This window comes from Bacillus sanguinis (genome assembly GCF_018332475.1).
Taxonomy (GTDB): Bacteria; Bacillota; Bacilli; order Bacillales; family Bacillaceae_G; genus Bacillus_A; species Bacillus_A sanguinis.
Window position 1 is genome coordinate 1 of sequence record NZ_BOQB01000089.1, and the last position, 2,152, is coordinate 2,152.

The 2,152-nt window shown below is 37.3% G+C and carries 2 protein-coding genes; both read right to left on the reverse strand.

The annotated features are described in order from the left end of the window. Positions 1-821 (reverse strand): 2-methylcitrate dehydratase (prpD, locus tag KI369_RS11700; protein ID WP_212956040.1); only part of this gene is annotated, 821 nt, incomplete at its 3' end. 98 nt (positions 822-919) lie between these two features. After that, positions 920-2,041, reverse strand: coding sequence for a citrate synthase (gene mmgD, locus KI369_RS11705; protein WP_212956041.1), 1,122 nt, complete (start codon positions 2,039-2,041; stop codon positions 920-922). Positions 2,042-2,152: the final 111 nt, after the last annotated feature.

Sequence of the window (2,152 nt, forward strand, 5' to 3'; positions counted from 1 at the left end):
TAAGACTCTAATGGTCTAGCTAATTTTAATTCTTGTTTATTGAATAATACATCTTGGAATCCCCATCCTGGTGCAGATAATGCTGTAGGATAACCCATTTCACCTTTTAGAGCAGTCATTGCAAGATGAACACCGCGGCTCGTTGCGTCACCCGCTGCCCATGATTTACGTGATCCAGTATTTGGAGCATGACGATATGTACGAAGACTAGAATTATCAATCCAAGCATGTGATAATGCATTAAAGATTTCTTCACGTGTTCCACCAAGCATTTTCGCAACTACAGCAGTTGTTGCTACTTTTACATATAATACGTGGTCAAGACCAACACGGTTTAAGCTGTTTTCTAAAGCAAGTACACCTTGAATTTCATGAGCTTTAATCATCATTTCTAATACTTCACGTACTTTTAACGGTTCTTTTCCTTCTGATATACGAACACGGCTAATATAATCTGCAACTGCTAAAATTCCGCCTAAGTTATCAGATGGATGTCCCCATTCTGCTGCAAGCCAAGTATCGTTATAGTCTAACCAACGGATCATACATCCAATATTGAATGCACCTTTCACTGGATCTAGTACGTAAGACGTTCCTGGTACACGTGTACCGTTTGGCACGATTGTTCCTGGTACAACTGGTCCTAGTAATTTCGTACACTCAGGATATTGAAGCGCTAAAATTCCGCATCCAAGTGTATCTAGTAATACATAGCGAGCAGTACTAAATGCTTCTGCACTAGTAACCTCTTTATTTAATACATAATCCGTAATCTCTTCTAATAATGCATCTTTTTGTTTAATTTCATTTGTTTTAATCATGCTAATCTTCCCTTTCTGTCGAAAATTCGTTATTATTAATGATGGGTGTCGGTCAAACACCCATCTGGCGGGCGGCGCTAACAACTCCCCAGTTGTTCTTATTTACTAAGCACATGTCGCTCGCCAATATAATTTACACGTGGACGGAACAATCGATTATTTGCATGTTGCTCAATCACATGCGCACATAATCCTACTGTTCTAGAGCTAAAGAAGATTGGTGTGTAAAGTTGAATTGGGATACCAAGCATCCAATATACTGGAGCTGCATAATAATCAAGGTTCGGATAAATTCCTTTTTCCTTCTCCATAATCTTTTCTCCAGCTTCACACATTTCATATAGTGTATAATCACCTTTTACATCACATAACTGCTTTAAGGCTTCCTTCATCATAAGTGCTCTTGGATCCATTTTCTTCATATAAACACGGTGTCCAAAGCCCATAATTTTTTCTTTGTTATATAATTTCTTCTGTAACAACTCTTCAAACTTCTCAACATTACCAGCTTCTAAAAGCATGTACATAACTGCTTCATTTGCACCGCCATGTAAGCTTCCTTTTAGTGATGCAACTGCACCTGTTAGAGCACCAAATAAATCTGATTGTGTTGATGCAATTACGCGAGCTGTAAATGTAGAGTTTGGCATTTCATGTTCACTATATAAAACAAGGGAACGATCAAAGATCTTCTCCTCAAGTTCAGTCGGTTTTTTTCCAGTTAACATATAGAAGAAATTTGCACTATATGATAATTCCTTAAGTGGTTCGATTGGCTCTTCATTATTTAAAATATGATAGCTATTCGCTACAATGTTTGGTACTTTACTCAATAATTTGTATCCGCGGCTTTTGTTTACTTCTAACGAGCGGTTTTCAATATCATTATCGTAACCAGCTAATGCGGACACACCTGTACGCAATCCATCCATAGGGTGCGTTTCTTTCGGTAATGCCTTTAATACGTTGAATACACCTTCTGGTACCGCGTATTCTTCTTTTAATTTCTTTTCAAGTGTTGCTTTTTCATCCTCATTCGGTAGATGTTCTTCCAATAAAAGGTGCACAATGTCTAAATACTCTTTTGTTTTTGAGAGTTCGATTAAATCATACCCTTGAATTACAATTTCACCTTTTACTGTGTCAAGAAACGAGATCTTCGTCTCCGCTGCTACTATACCATCTAATCCCGGGGAAAATTTTTCTTCAGCTTTCATCATTATTTCCTCCAATCCTAATAGATCTTCGTGCACATAACTGTAAGCCTTTACAAAACTATGGAACTACATTTCTATTTCAATGTATCAGAGTTTTTAGAAGATTTCAATTTA